Origin of the sequence: Brevibacillus sp. FSL K6-6036 (genome assembly GCF_037964015.1) — a bacterium.
GTDB classification, from domain to species: domain Bacteria; phylum Bacillota; class Bacilli; order Brevibacillales; family Brevibacillaceae; genus Brevibacillus; species Brevibacillus borstelensis.
The window spans coordinates 5096992-5122117 of the sequence record NZ_CP150173.1 but is presented as its reverse complement, the minus strand read 5'-3'; the positions used below and the strand labels follow the sequence as shown (position 1 = coordinate 5122117).

Sequence of the window (25126 nt, the reverse complement as noted above, 5' to 3'; positions counted from 1 at the left end):
ATGTCGTTAACCCGATTCAATATTTTGGATCTAGCTGATGTAATAATGGGCCAAAGTCCTCCCGGTCAGGATTGTAACGAATTAGGTCTTGGGATTCCTTTACTTAATGGCCCTACAGAATTTGGTAATAAATATCCGAAGCCTGTCCAATTTACAACGAATCCGAAGAAAGTCGCAGAACCTGGGGATTTGCTGTTTTGCGTGAGAGGTTCAACTGTTGGTCGGATGAACTACGCAAATCAAAAAACTGCAATCGGGCGAGGTTTAGCAAGTTTTCGGAGTAAGTTCAGCTATAATCATACTCGCTTCATTGAGTATCTGATTTACAACTCCCTTGGCACAATATTGCAATCCGCAACAGGGTCAACGTTCCCAAACGTTTCTAAGGAGCAGATACATGGTTGGACATGGAATTTGCCTCCGATTGAACAGCAAAACAGAATTGTTGAAATACTTGGTTCCCTTGATGATAAAATTGAACTTAACCGCCGAACGAACGAAACGCTTGAACAGATGGCAATGGCTTTATATAAGCATTGGTTTGTGGATTTTGGTCCGTTCCAAGATAGACAATTTATTGAGTCGGGGGAAGGGACCATTCCAGAAGGCTGGAGTTTCAAACGTCTGGACGAGCTAGTCGCCATAAATGAACAAAGCGTTGGCAAAAATTATCCCTTCGATCAGATCGAATACATCGATATTTCTTCAGTTGCAACAGGTGTACTTGAAGGTACGACTACTTATATGCTTGATGAAGCACCTTCAAGGGCGAAGAGGTTGGTTTTCTCTGGGGACATTATTTGGTCAACCGTAAGGCCAAACAGAAAGTCTTACTTATATATTCATAGACCGGCAGAGAATACAGTCGTTTCTACGGGATTCGCTGTAATAACTCCAAAGACAGTACCTTCATCATTCCTGTATTGTCACGTTACGACAGATGAATTTGTTGACTATCTGGTAAGCAACGCGGAGGGAAGTGCATATCCAGCTGTTCGCCCAGATGTTTTTGCGAGAGCGATGGTTTGTGTTCCGACTGAAGATGTACTGGCTTCTTTCGATGAAAAAGTTGGTCCGTTAATTCTTCACATGCAAGAGAACATGATAGAAAATAAAGAACTTCAAAAAACACGAGATTATCTACTCCCCCGTCTTCTCTCCGGAGAAATCGAGGTGAAAACAGCCGAAGAACAAGTCGAGGAGGTGTTAGCCGGTGGCTAACGGACTGTACGAAACGGATTTTGAAGAAGCGACGATCGGCCGTCTACAGGCCATTGGCTACGAATATACCCATGCGATGAACCTGTTCAGTCGTATGTCGCTTAATGAGGTTGTGCTTCGGGACCGCCTTGAAGCATTTCTCAAGAAAACTTACCCCGGGATCCCGGCGCAGCATATCCCTGCGTTAGTTTCGCGTTTTGCTGATCCTGACGGGGTGACATTGCTTCAGCGCAACCAGAGGTTTCACGAGATGCTAGTGAAGGGCATTGACTTTTCCTACGAGGAGAAAGGCGAGCATGTGTTTCACCATGTATACCCGGTGAACTGGGACGAGCCGCTTACGAATAATTTTCTCGTCGTAAACCAACTTTCGATCGAAGGGAAGATGGCGCGGCGGCCAGACCTTATCATATACGTGAATGGGCTGCCGCTGGTGGTGTTCGAACTGAAAAGTCCGTATAGCGAGCAGGCAACGATCGAATATGCCTACAATCAAATCACGAACTACACCTATGACATCGCACAACTATTTAATTACAACGCATTTGCGGTCATCTCCGACGGCATCCTGACGCTCCATGGCATTCCCGGGGCACCGTATGAGTTTTATGCAGCTTGGAAATCCACCGACGGTAAGGAAGTCGACAACAACATCACGAACTCGATGCGGACGCTCATCCAGGGTATGTTCCCAAAGGAACGACTGCTCGATTATATCCGCAACTTCATCGTGTTTATGAAAGATGGTAACAAGGAAGCAATCAAGATTGGCGCTAAATATCACCAATATTTCGGCGTTCGGTTTGCTGTCGAACACGCTGTTCGCGCAACTCGACCGGAAGGAGACCGGAAGATTGGGGTCCTATGGCATGCCACTGGCTCGGGGAAATCGCTTTCTATGTTGTTTTTCTCTGGAATTCTGTCGCGGCATCCAGAGATGGATAACCCGACAATCGTCATCCAAGTGGATCGCTCGGATCTCGACGGTCAGTTGCACGAGACATTCGTTCAAGGGACGTCACTGGTCGGTAACGTTCATCATGCAGAGAATGCCAATGAATTGCGAGAACTTTTGCGCAACGAAGCCGGCCAAATTATATTTTCGACGATCGAGAAATTCCGTTTGAAAGATGGAGAAGGTGAGTTCCCAGTATGCTCAGAGCGTCGGAATATTATCGTCATTTCCGACGAAGCGCATCGTACCCAGTACAGTTTTGACGGCTTTGCCGGCAATCTTCGTCGTGCCTTGCCGAATGCTTCACACGTCGGATTTACTGGTACGCCGATAACATTTGCGGACCGTAATACGTTTGAATTGTTCGGGAACGTCATTCACATCTACGACATGCAGCAGGCCACGCTAGACGGTGCAACGCTTAGGATCTACTATGAATCCCGTCTCATACCGCTTGATCTCGAGAACGCAGGTCTTGACGAGGAATTTAAGCAAATTGTCAGCCAGGTTGGGGATGGAAAATGGGATGAACAGCGCGCTAAATGGGCGGCGCTAGAAAAGGTTGTCGGTACGTCCGAGAGATTGGAGACGCTCGCCAAGGATATTGTAGAGCACTTCCAAAAGGCGGCTTCCCCTGAGGCAAAGGGCATGATCGTTTGCATGAGCCGGGAAATATGCGTTCGGCTCTACGAGAAAATGCGTAAAATAGACGGCTGTCCGCCGATTGAAATTGTCATGACCGGTGACATCGACAAAGACCCGCCAAGTTGGCGCCAAAAGCAGCCAGGTAGTGAGTTCGCCCATATCAAATCCAAGGAAGAGCAGGAGAGCGTAAAAGCAAAGCTACGAGATCCGAATGACCCTCTCAAGTTCGTAATCGTACGGGATATGTGGCTCACGGGTACCGACATCCCGCCGCTAACCTATCTGTACGTCGATAAACCAATTAAGGGTCACGGCCTAATCCAGGCTATTGCACGCGTCAACCGCGTCTACCCCGGCAAAACAGGCGGCGTTGTTGTCGATTACATCGGTATCGCTGAAGCACTGAAAGAGGCGACACATCGCTATACGCAAGGTGGCGGTAAAGGAAAGCCAGCCGGGGATATCGAGGAAGAGGCAGTACCAATTTTCTTTGAAGCGCTTGAAGCGGTTCGTGCCTTCATCCCGTCAGGCATCGACATTACCGATTGGCGGGCAAAACCGAAGGTTGAGCGTGAGGATTGGATTGCGGACTTCGTAGGCTTTTTGATGGGGTCAGACGAGGACACTTACCTGAATGCGCAGGCCAAATTGGATAAAGCATATCAACTTGTGAAGCACTTGCCAGCTGTAATCCCCCACGCGAATGAGGTGCTGCTCTATGAGATTGCTGCAATTCAGATCAAGAAGTTTAAAATCGCTGGCGACCCGGATGACAAGCCTAAGAACATCGAGGAAGAACTGAAGAAATTGATCGACCGTAGCATAGGCGCTCGTAAAGAGGCCGTTGATTTGTTCGAGAAAGCTGGATTGGAGAAGCCGGACATCTCGATCCTAGACGAAGCATTCCTTGCCGATTTCGAGCAAAAACCGCACGTCGATCTGCGTCTGAAATTGCTTCAGAAGTTACTAGAGGAAGAAATCTTTTACTTGGTAAAGCAAAAAAATGCGCTCGGCAAAGAATTAAGCAAACTGCTGGAGAAGACGATAAACGATTACCATAATCGAGTTATTACGGCAACCGCAGTGGCCCAAATGATGGTCGAGGCAAAGAAGAAAATGGACGAAGAGCGCAAAAAGAAAGAGGCGCTGGGGCTGTCTGATGAGGAAATGGCCTTTTATTACATTATTGAGAATATGGGTAATGATGCCTTCTCCAATGAGTTTATTTCAGGTTTGATTCGTAAAGTGGTCGCAGCAATGAAAAAGGAATTCCAAATCGACTGGACGAATCCGCATCGTGCTGACGTCTTGGCAAAGGTCAGCAATGCCGTGAAAATGGTGCTTATTCGAGAGAAGATAAAAGGCGAGCAATTGCGGTTCCTAACGAATGCGATCATTGATCAGGCAAAAGAAAAATATAAAGATTGGCCAATAGAGGCATAGAGGGAAATACCTGGGGGTTCTTACCTTTAGGTTTTCTACGAGGGCAATAATGGTCGGCAAAGGGGCAGTTATAAAACTCTGCTCCTTTTATTTTTCCAAGAATCGGGGGTTTTAAGGATGACCGAGGAGCAATCTCTGGTGCTGTCTCGCAAGCAGATCTATAACGAGGTGTGGGAGTTGTCGCTTGCCGGTGTTGCTAGGAAATATAGCATATCGTACAGCCTTATATATAATCTTTGTAAAGAAGCTAACGTACCCATACCTCCTTCGGGGTATTGGACGAAGTTAAATTTCGGAAAGCCGGTATCGAAGCCACCTCTTCCAGACTCAACAATAAATGAAGTTGCTATTCCTCGTGCGAAAACGCCGCGGATAAGAGTACAGAAAATTGAAAACGGTATGTCAACCATTCCAGAAGCAAAAATTGAGGTCACGCAGCAGGATGAAAAAGTGGTAAACAATGCTAATACCAGTCCTGATGATGTCTTAGAAGCAGGATTAGATACTGACGCATTGTCACTATCCAAATCTAGTAAAAACGCAAAATATATCGACAATCAATCCAATTCTAAAGCCGCTCACAATAGTTTTTTAGATAAATTGGCATTCCTCGTCGAGGCTGAAAGGAACAAGGTTCTTGATATAGCGAATCGGATACAGATACCGCATGAAAAGGCCAGGCTACATCCTAAGATTGCTGCACATAAAAATGTTGTCATTGAATGGAACAAGAACGATAAAAAAGAATTGGGCGCTCAAAGAAGCCCTCAAAACTACAGTTCGTATAGGTTCCGTCCTCCATTTTTAGCAGGCGTGATTTCGAAAGAGACGCTTCCGCGTGTTTACCGAATCCTTGGGGCACTTATTCATGCTATAGAACGGTTGGGAGGCTCAGTGACGGATTCTCTCACTTTTATTGTTCGGAATGAGTCGGTATCTCTAGAAATATATGAAATGCAGGACAAAGTCGATCATGTTATTACGAAGTCAGAGGAAAATCAGCTCCGTAAATATGAGGAAGATAAGAAACGGTACTCTTGGGCTTCGAAACCGAATTTACGCAAATATGATTATGTCTTTAACGGCCAACTGTGCATCAACATAAATCAGAATCGAAATAAAAGGTTTTTGTGATACCAAATCTTCTATTCTGGAAAACCAATTAGGATATCTTCTGATCGAGATGTACGAAGCATCTGAAATAATACGAAAAGAGCGAGAAGCACGCGAAGAAGAGCGTCGTAGACGTGAAGAAGAAGAGAGATTGAGAGAAGAACGCCGAAAACGCCATATGATTGAAGTTGAGCGCACGGTTGCATTGACAAATATGGCTCAGGATTACGCGATGGCGTGCAAGATAAGAGAATATGTTTCAGCTTTGGAATTGTCCCGTAACTTGGCAGAGGAAGATATACAATGGATCGATTGGGCAAAGAAGAAAGCCGATTGGTATGATCCGATAATTGCTAGAGAAGATGAGATTCTTGGGAAACGCGAGCACCAGAAAGGAAAGGAAGAGTCTGTCAAGAATTTTGTGTAAACTCGGTTATGCCAAAGTTTGGTGCCGGACTTGACATGGAGCCTCCAGCGGGCATGACTTTTCGCGATTGGGCGATACTGGAAAGTCGGTATCGCGTGGCTAACCAGCCTATCATGCCCGCCTCTCCATGTAAAGTCCTTTAGCGGACATGTACGCGGTCAGGGAAGTGCACCGTGAGTTGCAGCAAGATTTGTCCCCAGTTTTGAACACGACCTGTCCACTTGCGAAGAACGTCCATTGTCGCAAGATACAGCATCTTGAGCAGCGATTCATCGTTCGGAAAAATACTTTTTCCTTTTGTGACTTTACGAAGCTGGCGGTGGTAGCTTTCAATCATATTCGTCGTGTAGATTAATTTACGCAGTTCTGGCGAGTATTTAAAAAACGTTGCGAGTTCATCCCAATTGTTTCGCCATGAACGTATGATCAGTGGATATTGCTTGCCCCAAACCGCCTCAAATTGTTCCAATTCCTGCAAAGCAGCTTCCTCCGTTGGAGCGGTATAAATCGGGCGTAGCGCGGCAGTAACCTTCTTCAAATCTTTGTAGGATACGTATTTGATTGAATTGCGGATTTGATGGATGATACACTTCTGAATCTCTGTCTGCGGGTAGCATGCGGCAATGGCATCGCTAAATCCTTTCAGATTATCGACGCAGATGATGAGAATGTCTTGGACGCCGCGATTCCTCAGATCGGTTAGAACACTCAGCCAGAACTTCGCGGACTCGTTCTCGCCAATCCAAATGCCTAGTACATCCTTGTAACCCTCTAAATCAATGCCTACGACCATGTAAGCGGCTTTGTTGATAATTTGCCCGTCCTGCTTCACTTTGAAGTGAATGGCGTCCATGAAGACGACGGAATAGACATTTTGTAAAGGGCGATTCTGCCATTCTTTGATAAGCGGCATAATTTTAGCCGTTACATTGGAAATGAGTGTTGGGGAGACGTCGATGCCGTACAACTGGTTTAGATGATCCTGGATATCTCTTGTGCTCATTCCTTTGGAGTACATGGATATGATCTGATCCTCGATGCCGGTGACCTGTGTCTGATGCTTCTTGACAACCATCGGTTCAAATTCGCCGAGTCGATCACGTGGGACTTCAATTTCGACCTCACCATACTCCGACGTTACTGTTTTCTTGCTATGTCCGTTGCGGCTATTGCGAGTCTCCTTATTCTTTATATCATGCTTGGCGTAGCCGAGTTCCGTTTCCAGTTCGGCTTCCAACATTTCCTGAAGTGTCTCCGCAAAGAGTTCCTTCAACGTTTTCTGTACGTCTTCGACGGTTTTCAAGTTATTGTCTTTGATGAATTGGCGCAGTTGATCTTTTGGTAGTAATTTCATGATGTGTTCTCCCTCAACCTTTCGTTAATCTCCATTGTAATAGATTTAGGTTTGAGAGTTTACACAAAATATTTTACAGTCCCGAAAGGAATTAAAAACCGGATATTCATGAAGGAATGGCGGTAAAGGTTGTTCTTCATTTAAAAGGTCACCTTAAGGTTACTTTGAAGTAAACCACAGTTCACCTTAGGGTCACCCAAAAGTCACCCTAAGTCCAACGGGAACAAATGATCGCAATTATGCTTGTATAGGAGTTTGGCGCTACTGTATAATAGAAATTGCTAGAACACCATTATTTTCTTATTGCTAGAATAAATAGTTAAGAGGTGATGACTATTAAAGGTAAGCATAACAAAAAACAAGCGTAAGTGGTGGCACACCTCGCTTGTTTTCCAGTACTGCGTTTCGTCTGAGAAGTGGCATTCTCAAAACTGGTGATGAAGAAGGTATCGAGTGTAAATTGATCATGTACTTTACACTCAACATATGTATAGTCAGACTATATTTATGTATTACGTCATGAATGACGGATATCCTTCTAAATTTCAAAAAAAATGAAAGAAGGATGAATATTTTATGACAATTGAACTTGAGTCAAAGGTTTCCGTATTGTTGGAAGGTATTGCTTCACGACTAGATATATCACCAACAAAGTATAAACAAGCTGTTGACAGATACACTGCTGTTAGCAATTGGATAGCAGAAGGCCAATTTGAAGGTGTAGAAGAAATACATTTCTACCCACAGGGTTCATTTCGTCTTGGGACAGTTGTTAGACCTATTCGAAATGGGCAAGATGCCGATTATGACATCGATTTGGTTAGTGAATTTCAGATCTTAAAAAACAAGACTACTCCAAAAACATTAAAAGAGGCAGTTGGTAACCGCATAGCTGAAAATGAAACTTATAAAAAAATGCTTGATGAAGAAGGACGGCGTTGTTGGACAATAAATTACGCTGAGCAAGACGGAATTGGATTCCATATTGACGTGTTACCGGCAACACCAGAAGATGTAAAAGTAAGAAACAACCTGGTTGATTCCAGGATCGCCGAAAAGGCTATTGCGATTACTCACAAAAATAAGGACAAAACTTATGAGTGGTATTCTAGTAATCCGAGTGGCTATGCTGATTGGTTTGAAAACATTAACCAACCCGTATTTAATTTAGTCAAAGCCACTCAACAACGTAGTCTTTTCGAGAACAACAGAGACATTTATGCAAGTATCGATGAGGTGCCGGAGGCATTAATCAAGACACCTTTACAACGAGCAATCCAGATCCTGAAGCGACATCGGGATGTTCGCTTCACAAACCACCCAATGGCAGATGACAAACCGATTTCGATGATTATAACGACTTTGGCAGCCAAACTGTACAATGGAGAACCGAATGTGTTCTTAACACTTCGCAATATTGTGAATCGGCTTGATGTTCTATCGGATCTACTGAAGCCGGAGTTTAGCAATAATAAAGTTCTTCAGGAACAATCGCTAATTACAAGGAATGCTGATGGAACATGGGTAATTGAAAACCCAGTAAATCCGGAGGAGAATTTCGCGGATAGATGGCATGAGAATAACAATCAGAAGGCAAGAGCTTTTTTCCAATGGACCAAATGGATTAAAGAAGACGTTATCGAAATAATTGGCTCAAATGATATAGGGAAAATCGTTAAATCATTCGAATCAACTTTTGGACAAGTCTCAATAACTACGGCAAAGGCTCTTGGTTTACCGACGAGTGCAGCAGTGATTTCAACGCCAATTATTCAAATTTCAAATCCGAATAAACCTTGGGGCCGGTAACAATGAACGGGGAAATTGTTTGGGATCATTTCAAAGAATTACAGGGTGAGTTTCCGAATGTAACTTTAGCATTTGAGAACGACAGGTTTTATGTTCGAGGAAAGATTCAATTTCGTGCTCAATATCAAGATCGTGAATTGGTTGACGAAGCATATATGATCGAGATCGAGCTACCGACGAATTATCCAAATGCCCCTCCAAATGCAAGAGAATTGGAGGGGAGGGTACCATACACGTTTCATACGTTTCCAGATGGTACTTTATGTCTGGGAGCGCCGCTAGCAGTTAAAATGACTTTTTCTAAAGATTCGACGTTATTGGGATTTGTCAAAACACTGTTAATTCCTTATCTCTATTCATTTTCTTATGCTGCAACTAACGAAGAACTACCTTATGGAGAACTAGACCATGGAGCTAAGGGGATTTTGAACTTTTACAAAGAATTGTTCCGAGTTGATTCAGAAGAGTGTTGCATAGATTTTCTCTACATTTTGGCTTCCCAAAAATATCGCGGCCATTTGTTATGCCCTTGTAATAGCGGAAATATCTTAAGGAAATGTCATGGACCAATGCTTCTAGAGCTTCAAAAATACCAGACGCAAAGAGAATTCGGTATCGAATTTATCGATTGCGTTGAGTTTATTAAGAAAAATAGGAGGAAGGTGTAAGATTGTCTGAAACAGTTGTACCAACGCATATACGTTGTATGCTCTGGGGTAAGGCAGCAGGTCGCTGTCAATATAGAGGGTGTAACGAGATTTTACATATTGATCCCAATACAAAGTCATTAATGAATCGCTCATACATAGCCCATATCGTTGCCGATAGTCCCGGGGGTCCGAGAGGAGACAAGGTACTCTCCCCCAAATTAGCAAAAGATATTTCGAATTTAATGTTACTTTGCGATACACATCATCGTTTAATTGATGTTAATGATGTGGCAGGACACCCAGTTGAGTTACTACAAGCTATGAAGCAAGAGCACGAACAAAGAATAGAACTGGTGACTCAAATACAGGAAGATAGACAAAGTCAAATTGTATTGTACGGGTCTAACATCGGCGACCATAGTTATCCAATATCTTATGAACGTGCTGTGGTTGCGTTATTACCAGAGAGGTATCCGGCTGACAGCCGAGCGATTGAATTGGGTTGGAAAAATAGTTTGTATAACGATCATGAAGAGGATTATTGGAAGATCGAAAATGAAAATCTCAAGAGGCAAGTTCAATCAAAGCTTATGCCACTATTAACTTCGGGTGCAAGAAGGCACATTTCGTTATTCGCACTTGCACCGCAGCCATTGTTGATTTCCTTAGGGACTATGCTTTCTGATATTTTTCCTGTTGATGTTTATCAACTGCAAAGAGAGCCCGTCCAAAAATGGGGATGGGATAATGAGTCTGACGATATTGAATTCCATATTCAATCCCCTGAGAAGATACACCGAACTGTCGCATTAAATATATCCCTTAGCGCAACGATAGAAAATAATAGAATAACAGAAGTACTTGGTGAGAATGTGTCAGTCTGGACACTCACAATTAAAAACCCAAATAATGATTTTATGAAAAGCAAAAGTCATCTTTCGGCATTTAGACAAACAATACGGAAATTAATGGACGGAATTAAGTCGGTTCATGGACAAGATAATCGATTGAATATCTTTCCTGCAATGGCAGTTTCAACTGCAGTTGAGTTAGGGCGAGTATGGATGCCAAAGGCAGATCTACCCTTAGTAATATATGACCAAAATAAGAAAACAAACAAATTCGAACTAGCGTTAGAAATTTATAAAAACAATGAAGTTGTTCTGCAAGGTAATGCTGTATAACCGGCAAGTTTGCTTTGGGAAATGTAGTAACTAAAACGCGTGCTTCTCGGGACAGCGGTTTGACTGCTGTCCCTTCGATTTTTCAGTGAAAAAAAGGTCAATCCGACTTATGTAACGAATTTGTAACAACAAAGAAATTGTCTTGGGTGAGTGAATGCTTACAGAAAATGATGTAGTCGCCGCTGTCTGTAACAAGCTCGGGGAAATGAAAATTGAACTTCAACAAGTCCTGCATACTTTAGAAAATGGTAAGATAGGCTGAAACTAAGTCGGGATAGTCAATAATTTATGGTATATTATGGGTATCGTCGATTGAGGGGGAACATGAATGAAAGAAGAACAATTTTTGAAAACAATGATAGAAACAATAAAGTATGACAAAAAGTATAAAAATAAAAGTGAGTTACTTGGCATATTAAGGTATTCTATGCTTACTTACGAAAGAACTGGTACTTATGGTCGTAAACATGATCATTTTCGTGAATATGTCTGTTTAAGAGTACCCATTCCAATGTTGGAAACGGCGAGATTCCTAGAAGATGATCTCGAAAGAGTTGCATCTGAAGTATATATGAAGCCGACGGATACTATGATCGACTATGAGTATGCAGGAGTCCAAATAAAGCCAAAACCTGTAGATCTTGAAGAAGATTTACACAAAGAACATGATGTGGTTTTTGACGAAATAAAAGAAGTAATCATTCAAGGTATCCGAGGTGCGAAATATACTATATGGATAGCGGTTGCTTGGTTTACGGATAGAGACATTTTCAAAGAATTGCTGTTAAGAAAACAAGCAGGGGTTAACATCCGTATTATCACATCAGCTGAAGACTCAAATAAATATTTACTTCCCGATTTAGAACGGAATTTTGAAGTAATGAAAGTAAAACTTTGGGGTAAGAATTTATCCAATCGAGTTCATGATAAATTTTGCATTATTGATTTTGAATATGTCATGCACGGTACCTATAATTGGAGCAATAATGCGATAAATAATAATGAAACTTGGGCCACTGCACTGGATAGAGATTTCGTAAGAAAATTTGCTGATGAATTTATGAGGTTGTTTGAAGAACATCATAACAAATAAGAAGGCACTGAATCTGTACGATGAGCACCAAAGCGGTGGTATGAGCTTCAAATCCAGTCTAAAACTGCAACTTCTCTGGATATTCGGTGAGAAAGTTTTTGTTTGGAGGGGATTCAATCAGTGGCCAAGCAGAATGATTTACTTAGTGAGAATGACACGAAGGAATTGTCAAAGCTGTTAAAGGGATTATTTGGTTCTGACGACCTGTTTACTGATTTCAAGAGGAAGTATAAACCTATCCCTTTGAAGAAAAAGGGCGATGTCGAATACGAAGTTCAGTGGCATACTACTGCTATTGAAAAGGATGGACATAAGATAGTTCATCTAGCTCAGAACCGGTTTGATGAGAGAGTTATGATTTATCAACTATTTTACAATGATGGTATGGACGATCAGAATGTTCATTTGCGTGTGAAGGTAATATCCAAATCTGGGGTAAGAGTCCCTGATTCAAACGTTCATCTACATGTTTTTACTGAAAGTAAGCATATGAAGATTGCTGACATTAAAATTGAAGGTGATCGGGTAAATCGGGGTTATGGTTCTATTTTAATGGAAGGTATTATGAAGCTCGTTGATCAAATGAGTATCCGTTTTATAACTGGCTGGATTTCCGCTGTGGATTGGGATCACATTGATAGATTAGAGCACTTCTATCGAAAGTTCGGTTTCGAATGTAATCTTGATCATGAATCTAAATATGGAACCATTTCATGGATAAACAGAGCCCTTGGTGTTACCCGCGAAGACCTAAATCAATTATTAGGGCGTTGATAACCGGTGGCGAGTATAAGGACGATCAAAAAGAATCAAAAAGCACTGCAATATTCTATATTGATCTAAAAGCAGCGAATTCCTACTTCCCAGGTGAAGAGGAATCGCTCTTTTTGTGTTAATGGGGATAAAGAATGGCTATTCAGACTTAGCGGCGGCATCTATTGATTTGAAAATCTCCGTTGTTATCTTATGGATCATCTTTACGTCTTCGCTTTTCTTACCTAATAGAAATTGGTAGTGGACCTCAAGGATAGTTCTGGTCTCAAACTCCTGGGAATCTGGATCGATTTCTCGAAAATCAAAAAGATCTCCTGGCTTTATGTTTAGAGCGTCCATGATTTTTTCCAATGAATCAATGGATAGATTTCTTTTTCCAAGTTCAACTTCGGTTAGATATGAGGTTTGTTGCCCTGTTATTTGGCTTAATTGAAGTAAGGTCAGATTTTTTTTATTACGTATGCTACGAATTTTTTCACCGATCAGTTTTTTTAAATCAGACATCGATTTACAACCTCCCTGCTTATCCTAAGGGTAAGTGTTTCAATCGAAAAAATACATAACAATATAAGTGATATATATTGTTATAATCACTTATAAGTGATATTATTTTGTTAATATAACCAGGGGTGAACAAAATGATTCCAAAAGTCAGATCAGTGGAGTCACTGATTCTCACGAATCAATCGTCTGAACAATTTACAGTTCGATTTCGGAAAATTATATTTCATAAAGACGCTCAATTCTTGATCCTTCAGCGGGCAGAAGAACACTACATCATGAAAATAAAAAGTTGCAATGGTACAGTTAAACTAATTGAATCAACTAAGGAAGAGTTCGATGAATTAGTAGGTTTTTTACGTGAGGGGTATGAAAAGTCTTCGTCAGCCCCTGACTTGGTAGAAGAATTCTGGGTTGTGGGGATAAGCTTCAATAGAGTTGAGAATAATAACGGTTGTTCTTCTGAATTTATAATTTCCGGCGAGAAGCCAATTGATATTCTCCCTTATATTGTCCAGACGGGTGCAGAACATGTATTCTTTTCAGAATGATGCTTTGAATTTTATAATGAATGGCAGGGTTACTGTAAGGGGGCTCTCGCAATTAGGGCTTATCCCAAAAGGGCAATGTGTGATTCCTAACCGGTTTTATGAGGGAGGCTGGGGGAGATGGCTTCCTATGCCGAATATTACGTTATTGCCCTACTTTAGTGTGGCTATAGCAAGCGGTTTTAACTGGGAAGAAACAGTCGCTTTAATGGAAAGAAGGGTAAAGGAGAATACGTTTATTAACCTAGATGATAATGGAGTAGATAGAAGGAATCATGAGGATGATGAAGTCCAGTCTTTATATGAGAGGGAGGCTGAAATCAAGCGAAAATTACAGGCCAATGGATTTCTGTATCCAAAATCGATACTTGATGTTATTGATCTCTACGTGGCTTTGGGACTGGCGTTCAAGACCGAGGATCAGCAGGGAAAATGGTGTCTAGACATGATTATACGTCCACTTCGTAATATCGATGAGGTACTAATCAATTAACTTCAGATGAAATGACCGGACTGTTTCCTGGGTGAGGACAGTCCATTTCTATATCTATAGGAAATCCAATGCAAAAAGGGGTGAAAACATGACATTATTGAATGATACAGAAAAAGTGCAGTTTTTGATTTCTTTATTTGACAATCACATAGAAAAACTTCCGACCGAGGGCACATTTAGAAACTACATCGAATCAATTCAATACTTCTTAAAAAGCGATGATTCAATCATTCAGAAAGCGGCAATTTCTAATTGCAATCTGTTCTTCGAAAATCTAGAGCACAGTATTTCCGAAATTGACTCTTTAATTAGCTATTTCGAGAGGTACTCGGAAGAACTCAAAGTCGAACTACAAGGTGATCTGCAAAATGAATTCTTGAAAGGGAAAATCAAAGGTATTAAGCATGCATTAGTGATCATCAGAATGATGAGACATGGCCGCAGTTACCAAGGAAAAGGAGTAAATATAATAATCGATTGATGCTACCCGGGGGAAGGATGATTAGATGAAAATAACTCATACCCAAGCAATTGGTTATTTAATCGCGGCAGTCAACAAAGTTCAATTCCCGGACGCAATGGATGCTGCATATCTCGTCCTGACATTTGAAGAGCTACTTAACGAACTAAGCAGTGAAGAAGCGGAAAGGATCTATGGGGAAGTGTGGCTAACAAAAAATCAAGAAAATTGAAGTGGTGATCAATTAGGGGAAGAATCGTAGTGCCATGCAGGATACTTGAAGAATATTAGTGGCTGAGATACCATGCAATTATTGGAGTGGAAAATTTAGTAATGCAGAAAGGTGGCTGTGTCGTTGTGGCAACTGTTGAGGATTTTTTAAAGTTAGATATTCGAGTAGGTACTGTTATTAAGGCAGAAGCTTTTCCAGAAGCACGAAAACCAGCAATAAAATTAGAAATTGATTTTGGTGAATTAGGTATTAAACGCTCTTCTGCCCAAATAACAAGAAGATACGAACCAAATAAACTTATTGGTAATCAAGTGGTCGCAATCGTAAATTTTCCTGTAAGGCGCATTGCTGGTTTTGAATCTGAGGTTTTGGTAATTGGCAGTGTTCCGGAGGAGGGCGATGTTGTATTATTAAAACCGGATCAACCGGTTAAAAATGGTACACCAGTTGCTTAGGGTACTAAGCACAATGGTGTTGCTAAGAAATCGGCAACTGACCTTAGGCAACCATAAAGGTTCCCTTACAGTTTAAAGTTTATTCATTGATGTTTGTTTTTCCTGATTATGAAACCACTCATTTTATATGAGTCCCAATTGTGTTAATCAACTTTGAGGGATTATTAAATGAAGGGACACAAAATTTTAGGCATAGGAGACACCTTAAAATCGAATCGCGGAAAAAGAATTTGATTTTCGCTTTGGATTGAGTTATATTATTACAAGCGACTTTAACAGGTGGCACAAAAAAATGTGCCAATCGAAAAATATAGAGAAAAATGCAGTTAAATCAAGGGAAACGGTATTTTGGCACAAGTGTCAGAGTGCAGAACTACCGTTTTGATTGAAGGACACTCGATCGTATAACGTTCACATTTCCTGATAAAAGGAGGGACTTTCATGGCACGTAAAGGACGTCCAAATAAACGCCGCAAGGTATGTTTCTTTAAGGTTAATAAAATCAAGCATATCGATTACAAAGATACCGATCTGCTGAAGAAATTTATCAGCGAGCGCGGCAAAATCCTGCCTCGTCGTGTAACTGGTACTTCTGCGAAGTATCAACGTGCTTTGACAGTAGCGATCAAACGCGCTCGTCAAGTAGCACTGCTGCCGTACACCACTGAATAATTGTTACAAGCAAAAAAAGGGGGACACAATCGCGTGGCCCTCTTTTTTCCATATTTTTTATTGGTCGTATTGCTTTTACTTTGAAGATACACGATGAGGTGTCGCCATGCCTTCAAAAACAAAACAATTGGCGGAAAACGCCCTTTTGCTGGGAATTGCACTAGTGCTGCTGTTTATCAGTACATACACAATTGCAGGGATGGTCACCAGCCTGCTTTTGCCGTTGCCGTTTGTCATCCTCGGGATGCGGCGGCCGATTTCATCCTCCATATGGATTGTCGCCGTGTTCACGTTTTTAGCTGGAGTGCTAACCGGGATATTCTCGGCTATGATGGCTTTGATGATCGCGCTCTGGGGAACAGTAATGGGTCACATGTACGCCAAAAGAGGGACAGCTATGTCCGCGATTGTCGCGGGAGCTGCAGTCGTTTTCCTCGGGTATGTGGCGATGCTCGCTCTCTCCACGTACGTCATCGGGATGGGCTTGAATGAAATGATTCAGGAGGCAACGAAGCTAAGGCCTGATTTCGTGCCCAAAGAGCAATTTGAACAGGGAATGCAGCTCATTAAAATGGTCATGCCGGCCTTTTTAGTCATGATGAGTTTTATACAAAGCGGGATTACGCACTGGATAGCCCGACTGGTGGGCAAACGGATGAGATTGTCGGTTCCGGCCTTGCCTCCTGCCAGAGAGTGGTCTTTTCCGCGTTCGATCCTCTACTACTATTTTATTTCCATGGTAAGTATTCTTTTGATGGGAGAAGAATTGCAGGGAACATTTTGGACAAGCGCCGTACTCAACGTAAAGGTGATCCTGGATGTGATCCTGACGTTGCAGGGCCTTGCTTTCTGTCTGTTTGCCATTCATTTGTACAACAGGAAGGGATTGGCCCCCGTGCTTATTGTCTCTCTATTTATTTTTCCCCCGCTAACCACTATACTTAGTTTATTAGGCATCTTTGATTTGGGTTTAGGCTTGCGAAAGAGACTGGAAACAAGAGTGAAGAGGGGCTGAGGAAATGCCCAAATTCCTGTTAAAGCGTTGGTACGGGCTACACATGGTCTTGGCTCTAAGCTTTAGCTTGTTGCTGTTGGGAATTTTGACGCTTCATCACTGGATGTACGGGGCGATCGGGATCATCTGCCTGATCGGGCTCGTGGTTTACGCGCTGCAGGCCGAAAAAGGCTTCCAGCGGGATCTTCGTCTGTACTTGGCTACGGTTACCCACCGGGTGAAGAAGGCGGGCGAAGGCGTCATCCAGGAAATGCCGATCGGGATTTTGTTGTTCAACGAAGAAAAGACCATCGAATGGGTAAATCCCTTTATGACCAATATGTCCGGTGATGAAATGTTGATCGGGAAAACACTGCCTGATGTATTCCCGCAGCTCGTTCTGAAACCGGACCAGAAACGGCTGGAGTTTGTTTACAACGAGCGGACCTATGAAGTGCTTGTCCGAGCAGAGGAGCGTCTGCTTTACTTTACGGACATCACGAATTTCAAAGAATTGACGCTTCGCTACCACCGTGAAAAGGCTGTGCTTGCCATCATCCACCTCGACAACCTGGACGAGGTCGGACAAGTGATGGACGATCAAAGCCGGACACTGCTTTCTACGAGTGTGGCAGGGGTCATTACCGAATGGGCAAACAGGCACGGCATCTATCTGCGCCGCATTTCCGCAGATAAATTCCTGGCGTTGATGGAGCGGGAGACGCTGGACAAACTGGAAGAAAGCCGCTTTGACATTCTGGATGTGGTCAGGGAGATGACTGCAGACAACAAGATACCGATCACGCTTAGCATCGGAGCCGGAGCTGCAGCCAATTCCTATATCGAGCTGGGACAAATGGCCCAATCGAGTTTGGACATTGCTTTGGGCCGCGGCGGAGACCAGGCAGCGGTCAAGATCGGAAACAAGCTGACGTTTTTCGGCGGCAAGTCCAATGCCGTGGAAAAGCGGACTCGTGTACGTGCCCGCGTGATCGCCCATGCGCTGCGCGATCTGATTCACGAAGCGGAGCACGTCATCGTCATGGGACACAAGCAGCCTGACATGGATTCGATCGGCGCCTCCCTGGGCGTACTGAAAGCCGTACAGCTTCATAAAAAAGACGCATATATCGTGATGGATGAAGGCAATTCGTCTGTGGAGCGTCTGATGAAGGAAATTTACGCGCATGAGGAACTGGCCGAGGCTTTCATAACACCGGAGCAAGCGATACGTCTGATTACCGGGCGGACGCTCTTGGTAATCGTCGACACGCATCGCCCGTCGCTGGTAATCGAGCCGCGCCTGCTCAGCGAAACAAGCCGGATTGTGGTGATTGACCACCACAGGCGCTCGGAAGAATTTATCGAGCCGGTGCTTTTGTATCTGGAGCCGTATGCTTCTTCTACAAGCGAGCTGGTTACAGAGCTTCTGCAATATCAAAGCGACCGTCTGAACATCGACAATCTGATCGCTACGGCCTTGTTGGCGGGGATTGTGGTCGATACGAAAAGCTTTGCTTTCCGCACAGGCTCGCGAACCTTTGAGGCAGCTTCGTTTCTTCGCCGGAATGGCGCGGATACTGCGGCTGTCCAGCGCTTGCTGAAAGAGGATTTGACGCAATATGTAAAACGTGCTCGGGTGATCATGAATACCGAGACCTATCGGGATAACATGGCGATTGCCGTGGGCGACCCCAGTGAGGAGTACACGCAGGTACAGGTGGCCCAGGCAGCCGAGCAGCTGTTGACGCTCTCGGGCATTCAGGCGTCCTTTGTCGTTGCCAGAAGAGCTGACGATACGGTGCTGATCAGTGCCCGCTCACTGGGCGACATCAATGTCCAGTCGATCATGGAACACATGGGCGGAGGCGGCCATTTGACCGCAGCAGCCAACCAGATCGAAGGAATTTCCTTAAAAGAGGCCGTCAGACGTCTGAAGGAAGCTATCGATGCAGTCGTCTAGAACAGCCGTCTAGAGGAGGAGGAAGCACAGATGAAAGTTATTTTTCTGAAAGACGTAAAGGGTCAAGGGAAAAAAGGCGAAGTCAAGGATTTGTCGGAAGGCTACGTACGCAACTTCCTGCTGCCGCGGGGATTGGTCAAGGAAGCCACCGAAGCCAATATGAAGACGCTGGACGCGCAGCAGCGCAGCGAAGCCAAGCGTAAAGAGCAGGAAAAGATTGAAGCTCAGCAGCTAGCTGAAAAGATGAACGAGATCACCGTAAAGGTATCGGGAAAAGCAGGGGAAGGCGGCCGCTTGTTCGGGGCTATTTCCAGCAAGCAGGTCGCGCAGGCTTTGGAAGACCAGTTCCAAATCAAACTGGACAAACGCAAGCTGGAAATGGAAGCGATCCGCGCACTGGGCGTTACCCAGGTGAAAGTGAAGCTGCATAATGAAGTGACGGCAACGCTCAAGGTTCATGTAGTGGAAGAATAATGAAGCAGTAATTCATGCTAATACGGGATAAGCGAGGGGTGTGACGTGAGCGACCTGTTTTTGGACCGTGTGCCGCCGCAAAACAACGAAGCGGAACAGTCAGTTCTGGGGGCCGTGTTCTTATCGAAGGAAGCTCTCATCACGGCAATTGAAATTCTTCGACCTGAAGATTTTTATAAAACCGCCCATCAGCGCATCTTTAAAACGATGCAGGACCTCTACGACAAGGGGGAGCCGGTCGACCTCGTAACGGTGACGGCAGAGCTGCAGGACCACAAGCTGCTGGATGAGGTGGGCGGCGTTCCCTATCTCACGGAGATTGCCAGCTCGGTTCCGACTGCGGCCAACATTGAGTATTACGCGAAGATCGTCGAGGAAAAGTCGCTCTTGCGGCGGTTGATCCTGACGGCGACGAAAATTGCCAATGAAGGGTACTCCCGTGAAGACGAGGTCGGGGAGATCATCGCGGATGCAGAGAAATACATCCTCGAAATTGCCCAGAACCGGAACAGCGGCGGCTTTACGCCGATCCGCGACGTACTGCTGGAGACGTATGAACGGATTGAGTTTCTCAGTCAGCGGCGCGGGGATGTGACGGGGATTCCTTCGGGATACCCGGATTTGGACAAGATGACAGCCGGCTTCCAACGAAGCGACCTGATTATCCTGGCAGCCCGTCCGTCTGTAGGGAAAACGGCCTTTGCCTTGAATGTAGCCCAGAACGTAGCTGCTCGCGCCGGCGAGACAGTGGCCATCTTCTCGCTGGAGATGGCCGCTTCTCAGTTGGTACAGCGGATGATTTGTGCGGAGGGCAATTTGGATGCCTCCCGCATGCGTTCGGGTTGGCTGGAAGAGGATGACTGGCAAAAGCTGACGATGGCCATCGGGACATTGGCGAAAGCGCCGATCTACATCGACGATACGCCGGGTGTGACGGTACAGGACATCAGGGCGAAATGCCGCCGTCTGCAAGCGGAGCGCGGTTTGGGCATGATCCTGATCGACTACCTGCAGTTGATTCACGGACGGGGAAAAGGCGACAACCGCCAACAGGAGGTATCGGAAATTTCCCGGACCTTGAAGGGGATCGCCAGGGAATTGAACGTGCCTGTAATCGCCTTGTCCCAGCTAAGCCGTTCGGTGGAGCAGCGTCAGGACAAGCGGCCGATGATGTCGGACATCCGTGAATCCGGTTCGATCGAGCAGGACGCCGATATTGTTGCGTTCCTTTATCGCGATGACTACTACGACAAAGAAACAGAGAACAAAAACGTCATCGAAATCATCATTGCCAAGCAGCGTAACGGCCCGACCGGGACGGTGGAGCTGGCATTTTTGAAGGAATACAACAAGTTTGTCAGCCTGGACAATCGCTATCGCGATGCAGCGGGGTAAATAGTAATAATAAAAATAAGTTCTACCTAGGTAAAAATCGCCTGTTTTTACGGAAAAGCCGGAACATACTCCGGCTTTTTTTCTATTATGAAAATACCGAACGTATAAACTTTCTAAATTGTTAACGTTCGTATTTTCATTGACAGCAACAAAATCGTTTAGTACACTTAGATTGTTTCAGGCCCAGTAAGGCAATGATGAAATCAGGAGGTGTTTTTCGATGTCAACTGTAGTTGTCGTCGGAACCCAATGGGGCGATGAAGGTAAAGGGAAAATTACCGATTATCTGGCGGAAAGCGCCGAAGTGGTGGCCAGATATCAGGGTGGCAACAATGCTGGACACACGATTATTTTTGGTGGCAACAAATACAAGCTGCACTTGATTCCATCCGGAATTTTTTATACAGATAAAACTTGCGTCATCGGCAACGGCATGGTTATCGATCCGAAAGCGCTGGTAGCGGAGCTGGATTACATTCACAGCTTTGGTTTCAAGACGCACAACTTGAAAATCAGCGATCGCGCGCATGTGATTCTGCCTTACCACATCAAGCTGGATGCTGTGGAAGAAGACAGCCGCGGCGCAAACAAGATCGGTACGACCCGCAAAGGGATCGGACCGGCTTATATGGACAAAGCTGCCCGTATCGGTATTCGCATTGCCGATCTGATGGACAAAGAAGAGTTCGCCCGCAAGCTTGAGCGCAACCTCGCTGAGAAAAATCTTCTGCTGGAGAAAATGTACAATACCAGCGGCTTTGAACTGAACGAAGTGCTGGAAGAATACCTGGGCTATGCCGAGATCATTCGCCCTTATGTCACCGATACGTCTGTCGTCTTGAACGATGCCATCGATCAGGGCAGCCGCGTGCTGTTTGAAGGCGCCCAAGGCGTTCTGCTGGACATCGATCAAGGTACGTATCCGTTCGTGACTTCTTCCAACCCGATTGCCGGTGGGGTCACTATCGGTTCCGGTGTAGGACCGACCAAGATCAACCAGGTTATCGGTGTGGCAAAATCGTACACCACTCGCGTAGGGGATGGTCCGTTCCTGACCGAATTGACTGATGCGACAGGCGATCATATCCGCGAAGTAGGATTTGAGTACGGTACGACGACAGGCCGTCCGCGCCGTGTCGGCTGGTTTGACAGCGTAGTTGTCCGCCATGCACGCCGTGTGAGCGGCATTACGGGACTGGCGATCACCAAGCTGGACACGCTGAGCGGCATTGACACGCTGCGCATTTGCACAGCCTACAAATACAACGGCGAAGTGATCGAGTCCTTCCCTGCGAATCTGAACCAGCTCGCCAAGTGCGAGCCGGTATACGAGGAGCTCCCAGGCTGGAAGGAAGACATCACTGGCGTTCGCAGCCTTCACGAGCTGCCTGAAAACGCACGTCACTACATCGAGCGCATCACGCAACTGACCGGCATTCCGCTCTCCATCTTCTCGGTTGGACCGGATCGCGAACAAACCGTGGTTGTTCGCGGTATCTACGGATAAACAATTGGCTCTATGCGAAAAAGCTGTCGAACCTGGTTCGGCAGCTTTTTTATTGAAAGTAGGAAGGATGCACCTCTCCCGGCGCACGTTGCGGCGCTGCATGGCAGTGGTCGAAAACGATCAGGAAGCAAAAATGGACGACAGGGCTTCTTCTTTTTTTTCAAGGACAGACACGAAATGCAGACTTCTGGGCATATGGTAAGGCATATCAAGGAAAAATGAGGTGGTCACGATGATGGGATTTGATCAGAAGGCGATGAAGCTTCTGGGCAAGAATGTTCAGGTTAAGATGTTTAACGGCGTCGTCATCAAAGGAACCATGACTCATTTTAACAACGGCTATCTTTGTTTTATTACCACGTACAAACAGCGGGACGACCAAAAAACGACGATTCGCCGTTTGGCGGTCAAAGACATCACGTCGATGGTAGAGGTGTAGATGTGTAACGGCATATAGCCACCTGTCCCGAAAGAGGGGAGGTGGCTCTGTTGTTGTGTTTGGTTTCCTTTGCTGCTGCCTGCAGGAAGCAATCGTTTAGATGGTGCCTCCGAACGATTCGATGATCTGTACGGCTTCATCGCCTCGTTCTTCCGGTACGACTGCTGTCAGTAGAATGTTTCCGATGTTTTCTACTCCGCGATCAGCCATCCCGCTGGCATCCGGACCTGCGGCTGCCAGGACGCTGGCATCCCGGCCATTCGGAAAGTCACCGGCCTGGGTCAGTGTGGCCAGGCTGGGGAAATCGCTTGTAATCGGATTTGTGATCTCTTCCAGTCCGTCGCCCGGGTATTGTCCAATATGGGCGATCTGAATGGTTTCAAAGCCTGCCTGACGAAGGGATTGTGCCGCTTTCTCTGCCGCTTCAATCGTTTTAAAACCAGCCAAAATGTTGCGTTCCTTCACTGCCTGCCGCTCCTCTCGTACCCTTTTGTTAATAACCGTCAAATATGGTGTACCTATTATGAGCAAGAAACCAAAAATCCATTCGACAGCATTTTACACTTGATGTTGTCGTTATTTTTGTGGTAAAGTCGACATAGTTGGTTTCTTTAGGCAATTTGGCAGATAATTGAAACTGAATATCCGGGTTATTAGACCTAGTACATATCGCAAAAAAATTCAAAATAGTTACGTTCATGAAGGAGATGTATCTGTTTTCAGGAGGGACAAGGTATGCAATGGGCCGAATGGATGGCCAAGCTGCAAAACAAGACGAAGCACATCGTCGAGAATAGCAGCCGAGCTACACAGCGGGCGGTCGAGAGAGCAAGCACGTTTGTCCGCACTCACAAAAAGCAAACGGCAACGATCACAGCAGGACTCGTACTCACAACAGCAATCGGGGCATCCGCCTACTTCTATTACAAGAGCAACATTATTTCGATTTATCATGTAGCAGTGAATGGACAGGAGATTGGTGTCGTCAACAATCCGGAGGTTGTCCATTCGTGGACAAAGGCCAAGCTGGACGAGGAAAAGGCAAAGCACGGCTTGAACCTGACGTTGTCCGACTATATCACATTTACTGAAGAAAAACTGTATAAGGGACACTACGATAACGAGGCAGCCATCAAAGCTCTGTCGGATATTGCCGACATCAAGGTAGAGGCTGTCAAATTGGTCGTTGACGGAAAAGTGGTCGGTTATGCCGAGAATGCAGAGGCAGCCGAGAAAGCGTTGGAATCTGTGAAGGAGAAGTTCTCCGGAATACCCGCGAACAACGTGAAGAAACAGGCGGTAGCAGCCGCATCCATAGACCAGCCGAAAGCTCCTCCTGCGGTGCAAGTGTCGATCAAGGAAGACGTGAAGCTGGAAAGCGATTCGGTAACCGCTGCTCAGGTTCTTCCGGTGGACAAGCTGGAGGAACTCTTAGCCAAGGGTACGTTCAAGCAAGTAACCCATACCGTAGTCGAGGGCGACTGCGTAGGCTGCATCGCCAAAAAGTACGGCATTACGTCGAAAGATATTTATGCCAATAACCCTGGCATAACGGAAAATACATTGCTGCAATTGGGACAAAAGATTAATGTAACGGCGCTTCGCCCGTTGGTGACTGTACAGGTGAAGGAAGAGGTCAGTCAAAAAGAAACCATTCCGTTTGCCACGCAGGTAAGGAATAACGACAAGCTGCCAAAAGGCGAAACAAAGGTTGTCCAGGAAGGAAAAGAGGGCAGCAAAACCGTCCGTTATCTCGTTGTGAAAGAAAATGGACAAGTTGTCGACAAAAGCATCCTGGATCAGCAAGTCATTGACCAGCCGCTGGTCAAAATCGTCGAGCGCGGAACCAAAGTCATTCCGTCTCGCGGGACAGGCCGTCTTTCGTGGCCGGCCAGAGGCTCTATCAGCAGCGGTTTTGGCATGCGCTGGGGCCGTTTGCACAAAGGAATCGACATTGCCGGTTCCGGATCTGTTCGTGCTGCCGACAACGGCCGCGTCGTACAAGCTGGATGGGATGGCGATTACGGAAATTCCATTTTGATCGACCATGGAAACGGCATGAAGACCCGTTATGGGCATCTTCGCTCCATCAGCGTCAAAGTAGGAGATGTCGTCTCCCAAGGAAAAGCAATTGGGGTCATGGGTTCTACCGGAGACTCTACCGGTGTCCACCTGCATTTTGAGGTTATACAAAATGGACGACTGCAAAACCCGGTTCGTTTCCTAAAATAAGCAGGAAAGTATAGGAAAATCAAAATAATGATTTTCTTTGATTCTTACAATAAAGGGTTCTCTCAAATGAGGGGGCCCTTTTCCTATTGGATC

General features: G+C 45.1%; 25 protein-coding genes. 22 read left to right on the top strand and 3 right to left on the bottom strand.

The window, feature by feature from the left end; translation table 11 throughout:
• The 4 genes from NST37_RS24845 to NST37_RS24830 all read left to right on the top strand — a co-directional run bounded on the left by NST37_RS24845 (nt 1) and on the right by NST37_RS24830 (nt 5804).
• Nucleotides 1–1221, top strand: coding sequence for a restriction endonuclease subunit S (locus NST37_RS24845; RefSeq protein ID WP_339186039.1), 1221 nt, complete (start codon nt 1–3; stop codon nt 1219–1221).
• The gene (locus tag NST37_RS24840; RefSeq protein WP_339186037.1) at nt 1214–4264 is read left to right on the top strand and encodes a type I restriction endonuclease subunit R; all 3051 of its coding nucleotides are present in this window, start codon (nt 1214–1216) and stop codon (nt 4262–4264) included. The genes NST37_RS24845 and NST37_RS24840 overlap by 8 nt, the downstream gene beginning before the upstream one ends.
• A gap of 117 nt (nt 4265–4381) precedes the next feature.
• Nucleotides 4382–5398, top strand: coding sequence for a hypothetical protein (locus NST37_RS24835; protein WP_339186036.1), 1017 nt, complete (start codon nt 4382–4384; stop codon nt 5396–5398).
• A 49-nt stretch (nt 5399–5447) separates the two neighbouring features.
• Nucleotides 5448–5804: a hypothetical protein gene (locus tag NST37_RS24830; RefSeq protein WP_339186034.1), complete on the top strand. Its 357-nt coding sequence runs from the start codon at nt 5448–5450 to the stop codon at nt 5802–5804.
• A gap of 139 nt (nt 5805–5943) precedes the next feature.
• Here the strand turns inward: NST37_RS24830 and NST37_RS24825 are convergent, their stop codons facing one another.
• Complete coding sequence (locus NST37_RS24825) at nt 5944–7158, bottom strand: IS256 family transposase (RefSeq protein WP_127607660.1); 1215 nt, start codon at nt 7156–7158, stop codon at nt 5944–5946.
• 576 nt (nt 7159–7734) lie between these two features.
• On the opposite strand from NST37_RS24825, the gene NST37_RS24820 reads away from it, so the two are divergent.
• The 5 genes from NST37_RS24820 (at nt 7735) to NST37_RS24800 (ending at nt 12668) form a co-directional block, all read left to right on the top strand.
• On the top strand, nt 7735–8967 hold the full coding sequence (locus NST37_RS24820; RefSeq protein ID WP_339186032.1) for a nucleotidyltransferase: 1233 nt from the start codon (nt 7735–7737) through the stop codon (nt 8965–8967).
• A gap of 2 nt (nt 8968–8969) precedes the next feature.
• Nucleotides 8970–9635, top strand: a complete 666-nt coding sequence (locus NST37_RS24815) for a hypothetical protein (RefSeq protein WP_339186031.1) — start codon at nt 8970–8972, stop codon at nt 9633–9635.
• A gap of 2 nt (nt 9636–9637) precedes the next feature.
• Nucleotides 9638–10801, top strand: a complete 1164-nt coding sequence (locus tag NST37_RS24810; RefSeq protein WP_339186029.1) for an SAVED domain-containing protein — start codon at nt 9638–9640, stop codon at nt 10799–10801.
• Nucleotides 10802–11129: 328 nt separating this feature from the next.
• Complete coding sequence (locus NST37_RS24805; RefSeq protein WP_339186027.1) at nt 11130–11894, top strand: phospholipase D-like domain-containing protein; 765 nt, start codon at nt 11130–11132, stop codon at nt 11892–11894.
• A gap of 120 nt (nt 11895–12014) precedes the next feature.
• On the top strand, nt 12015–12668 hold the full coding sequence (locus tag NST37_RS24800; RefSeq protein WP_339186025.1) for a hypothetical protein: 654 nt from the start codon (nt 12015–12017) through the stop codon (nt 12666–12668).
• A 138-nt stretch (nt 12669–12806) separates the two neighbouring features.
• Here NST37_RS24800 and NST37_RS24795 read toward each other — a convergent pair whose 3' ends face one another.
• Entirely contained in the window at nt 12807–13172 is a 366-nt protein-coding gene (locus NST37_RS24795) for a helix-turn-helix transcriptional regulator (protein ID WP_339186023.1), read from the bottom strand.
• Between the two features lie 134 nt (nt 13173–13306).
• On the opposite strand from NST37_RS24795, the gene NST37_RS24790 reads away from it, so the two are divergent.
• From NST37_RS24790 to NST37_RS24735, 12 genes are all read left to right on the top strand, one after another.
• Nucleotides 13307–13720, top strand: coding sequence for a hypothetical protein (locus tag NST37_RS24790; RefSeq protein ID WP_339186021.1), 414 nt, complete (start codon nt 13307–13309; stop codon nt 13718–13720).
• A complete protein-coding gene (locus tag NST37_RS24785; RefSeq protein ID WP_339186019.1) occupies nt 13701–14210 on the top strand; it encodes a DUF6042 family protein in 510 nt (169 codons plus the stop codon). Before NST37_RS24790 ends, NST37_RS24785 begins: the two co-directional genes overlap by 20 nt.
• Nucleotides 14211–14298: 88 nt before the next feature.
• Complete coding sequence (locus tag NST37_RS24780; protein ID WP_339186017.1) at nt 14299–14691, top strand: hypothetical protein; 393 nt, start codon at nt 14299–14301, stop codon at nt 14689–14691.
• Nucleotides 14692–14716: 25 nt separating this feature from the next.
• Entirely contained in the window at nt 14717–14902 is a 186-nt protein-coding gene (locus NST37_RS24775) for a hypothetical protein (RefSeq protein WP_339186015.1), read from the top strand.
• A 125-nt stretch (nt 14903–15027) separates the two neighbouring features.
• Nucleotides 15028–15357: a chaperone CsaA gene (gene csaA, locus NST37_RS24770; protein ID WP_339186014.1), complete on the top strand. Its 330-nt coding sequence runs from the start codon at nt 15028–15030 to the stop codon at nt 15355–15357.
• A 441-nt stretch (nt 15358–15798) separates the two neighbouring features.
• Nucleotides 15799–16029 (top strand): 30S ribosomal protein S18, encoded by a 231-nt coding sequence (rpsR, locus tag NST37_RS24765; protein WP_003388829.1) that lies wholly within the window; start codon nt 15799–15801, stop codon nt 16027–16029.
• Nucleotides 16030–16135: 106 nt separating this feature from the next.
• Complete coding sequence (locus NST37_RS24760) at nt 16136–17044, top strand: DUF2232 domain-containing protein (protein ID WP_003388828.1); 909 nt, start codon at nt 16136–16138, stop codon at nt 17042–17044.
• A 4-nt stretch (nt 17045–17048) separates the two neighbouring features.
• The gene (locus NST37_RS24755) at nt 17049–18986 is read left to right on the top strand and encodes a DHH family phosphoesterase (protein WP_003388827.1); all 1938 of its coding nucleotides are present in this window, start codon (nt 17049–17051) and stop codon (nt 18984–18986) included.
• A 30-nt stretch (nt 18987–19016) separates the two neighbouring features.
• Complete coding sequence (gene rplI, locus NST37_RS24750; RefSeq protein ID WP_003388826.1) at nt 19017–19460, top strand: 50S ribosomal protein L9; 444 nt, start codon at nt 19017–19019, stop codon at nt 19458–19460.
• A gap of 45 nt (nt 19461–19505) precedes the next feature.
• Complete coding sequence (dnaB, locus tag NST37_RS24745; RefSeq protein ID WP_003388825.1) at nt 19506–20855, top strand: replicative DNA helicase; 1350 nt, start codon at nt 19506–19508, stop codon at nt 20853–20855.
• Between the two features lie 220 nt (nt 20856–21075).
• The gene (locus NST37_RS24740) at nt 21076–22362 is read left to right on the top strand and encodes an adenylosuccinate synthase (protein WP_003388824.1); all 1287 of its coding nucleotides are present in this window, start codon (nt 21076–21078) and stop codon (nt 22360–22362) included.
• A gap of 232 nt (nt 22363–22594) precedes the next feature.
• A complete protein-coding gene (locus tag NST37_RS24735; RefSeq protein WP_031932433.1) occupies nt 22595–22801 on the top strand; it encodes a hypothetical protein in 207 nt (68 codons plus the stop codon).
• A gap of 96 nt (nt 22802–22897) precedes the next feature.
• Here NST37_RS24735 and NST37_RS24730 read toward each other — a convergent pair whose 3' ends face one another.
• Complete coding sequence (locus NST37_RS24730) at nt 22898–23266, bottom strand: hypothetical protein (RefSeq protein ID WP_003388822.1); 369 nt, start codon at nt 23264–23266, stop codon at nt 22898–22900.
• Nucleotides 23267–23536: 270 nt separating this feature from the next.
• Between NST37_RS24730 and NST37_RS24725 the strand changes: the two genes are divergently transcribed.
• A complete protein-coding gene (locus NST37_RS24725) occupies nt 23537–25033 on the top strand; it encodes a M23 family metallopeptidase (protein ID WP_003388821.1) in 1497 nt (498 codons plus the stop codon).
• The last annotated feature ends 93 nt before the right edge of the window (nt 25034–25126 follow it).